This window comes from Thermoplasmata archaeon (genome assembly GCA_035632695.1).
GTDB lineage: Archaea > Thermoplasmatota > Thermoplasmata > RBG-16-68-12 > RBG-16-68-12 > RBG-16-68-12.
Window position 1 is genome coordinate 1 of sequence record DASQGG010000161.1, and the last position, 2,385, is coordinate 2,385.

The 2,385-nt window shown below is 62.2% G+C and carries 4 protein-coding genes; 1 reads left to right on the top strand and 3 read right to left on the bottom strand.

The features are described from left to right. Window positions 1–201 precede the first annotated feature (201 nt). The 3 genes from VEY12_10095 to VEY12_10105 form a co-directional block, all read right to left on the bottom strand. The gene (locus tag VEY12_10095) at window positions 202–573 is read right to left on the bottom strand and encodes a DUF1801 domain-containing protein (GenBank protein ID HYM40468.1); all 372 of its coding nucleotides are present in this window, start codon (window positions 571–573) and stop codon (window positions 202–204) included. 379 nt (window positions 574–952) lie between these two features. Continuing rightward, the gene (locus VEY12_10100) at window positions 953–1,075 is read right to left on the bottom strand and encodes a hypothetical protein (protein ID HYM40469.1); all 123 of its coding nucleotides are present in this window, start codon (window positions 1,073–1,075) and stop codon (window positions 953–955) included. Between the two features lie 147 nt (window positions 1,076–1,222). Next, the gene (locus VEY12_10105; GenBank protein ID HYM40470.1) at window positions 1,223–1,465 is read right to left on the bottom strand and encodes a hypothetical protein; all 243 of its coding nucleotides are present in this window, start codon (window positions 1,463–1,465) and stop codon (window positions 1,223–1,225) included. 184 nt (window positions 1,466–1,649) lie between these two features. Between VEY12_10105 and VEY12_10110 the strand changes: the two genes are divergently transcribed. Continuing rightward, a complete protein-coding gene (locus VEY12_10110) occupies window positions 1,650–2,246 on the top strand; it encodes a hypothetical protein (GenBank protein ID HYM40471.1) in 597 nt (198 codons plus the stop codon). The last annotated feature ends 139 nt before the right edge of the window (window positions 2,247–2,385 follow it).

The window sequence follows — 2,385 nt, forward strand, 5'->3', positions numbered from 1 at the left end:
TTCGCGAGGCCCTCCCACTCCTTCCGGATACGGTTTTCCTGGTACGGTCCGACCCAGCGGACGGACACGACTCGGTACTTCGGCGAGCGCTTGATCGCAAAATCGACGGCCATGGATTCCCCTCGCGCCCCTGACGCAACCGCGGGGGATAATGTTGACGGACGGGGCGCGCGCTCGACCGGGGCGGACCGGGAGACGCGGCTATTTTACGAGCTTGGCCACGTTCTCAGCGACGCGGGCCCTTACGAGCCGGGTGACGAGGTCTGCGGGGATGGGCCGCTCCGGGGTGAACCGGAGGGTCCCCTTGCCCGCTTCGAACGGCTTCAATTCGGCGGCAAACCGGCGGCGAATCGCGGTGCTCGGCACGAAGAGGCTGCAGTGGTCCCGGAACGCGGCATAGTACACGACCAGCCCGTGCTGCCGGAACGCGGGCATCTGATAGCTGATGACCTCTTCCGCCTCGGGCGCGGCGGCTCGGATGGTTTTGCGCAGCCGCTGGAGGGCGACCCGGAAGTGGGGAGGCACCCGCGCGAGGTACTCCTCCACCTCCTTTGCGGCGGCCCGGGATGGCACGCAGACGGCACATCCTCGCACGGTCTTGAGCGTTGCGCCCCGCCTAGTCCGTTTCCTCGCGAACGCCATTCGCGTTCTTCGGTTTCCTCCAAAGCAGCCCGACAACCAGTAGGATCAGTCCCACGACGAGGATGCCCAGGAGTGCCGGTGAGTAGCCGCGTGCGACTAGCAGGATGGCGCCAAGGGCCGAGAGGATGCAGCCCATCAGTATGAGTCGTCGTTTCATCGCTAGCGTGCTTTCGCCCCCTCTATGGATTCCAGCTCGAACCTCCCGATGGCCTCGTTCCGCTGACCCTACATGCAGGATGCAACGTATGAACGACGCCCGCACAGAAACCCGAAAGTTCCCAGATCAGGGCACATCGCGGAACCAAGCGACTCACTTCCACTTTGTCAGGATCTCTTCCCTGCGGAATGTGGCCACCGCGAACGCGATTCCTAAGAGTTCCACGGCGATGCCGACCGTGACTCCGCGAGGCGGTTTGACTTGAGGCGGCTGCATCTCTCCACTCTCTCCCGCCCCGGAGGCGCCCCAGAGAGGATAACCGTTTCGCGGCGCCGCACGGCCTCGACCCCGGCAACGCGTGCCTACCCTACCGACGAATCTCCCGGGAACGCCCCGTCGACACGGAATCGACTGGAGGGGGATTCAATGCTTTCTTCTGCGCTTCGACGTGTAGGTCGGCTTCCAGACTGCGCGATGGGTGGGCGGCTGATCTGCGTCGCGTGTCGGAGGCGGACTCCATTCATCCTCACCCCGTGGCCACATCACCACGCCGAGGATTACGAAGAGGAACCCAACCCCGCAGACCAAGGTTGAGAAGAAGAACCCGGCGATGATGCAGACGACGCCGATGCCGATCAGAGTCCCTCGCGTGCTCGAACTGGCCATCTTGCCCTTCCTGTGGGCTCCCCCACCGACATTCTGGGATTCAACGGCTTCGATTGGCTTCCCGGGGGGGTTCTTGCTTGAGGCACCCTCCGGTGGCGGTGAGGAATAGCTGAGGGAAAAGCTGGCTTCCGCCCCGAAACACCCCGAAAGTATCAATCTAGACTCGGCACTGCTGGGCAGTGTCATGAGCTCGGTTGGAATGATCAAATCGTTTGTGAAGTCACCGGCCCGGTTCCTTCTTGATCACGAACCACCGAGGCCGGTCGCAATGGCCTTAGTGGTCATCGTCGGGTTCATCACCTGGCTGTCCTGGGAACTCGGCTTCCGCATGCAGGTTCCATCCGATTCAGCCGCGTTCCCCGGAGGCGCAATTGCCTTCGCGATAATCGGTGTGGGTGCGGCCCTCTACGGGTTCTCGCTTGCCAACTACCAACTCGCCAGGTCGCTCGAGGAGTCAGAACGCCAACGCTACTCCGGGCCGATTGATTGGAATACGTTCGACACGGAATCTTCCGTCTTGAAGGACCGGTACGTCGGAAACGTGATGTCGATTCTCGCGAGGCGGAGGTGGGCGAATTGGGTCCTTGCCCTGGTTTCGGGATTGGCCTTCTTCTCCTTTCTCTCGGCTCTGCTGTACCTCCTATGGCCTCAGGAGCTGATCATGCTCCAAATCAGTTTCGGGTACTTCCTGGCGCTCGCGCTATCGGTCCCATTGATTCTTGCCGTCGTTGCGCTCATGAATGCCAAAGATACGAGTAACGATATTGCGCCCTACAAGTAGGTGACGGTAGAGCCCAGGGACCCTCCCGGCTCATCGCCCCTGTGGCCCCATGGCCAACGACAGAAAGGCCAGGTCACCGCCGTACGCCCCCTTCTGTTCTGACGGCATTGGACTACGCGTCCTACCTGGCGCAAATGCG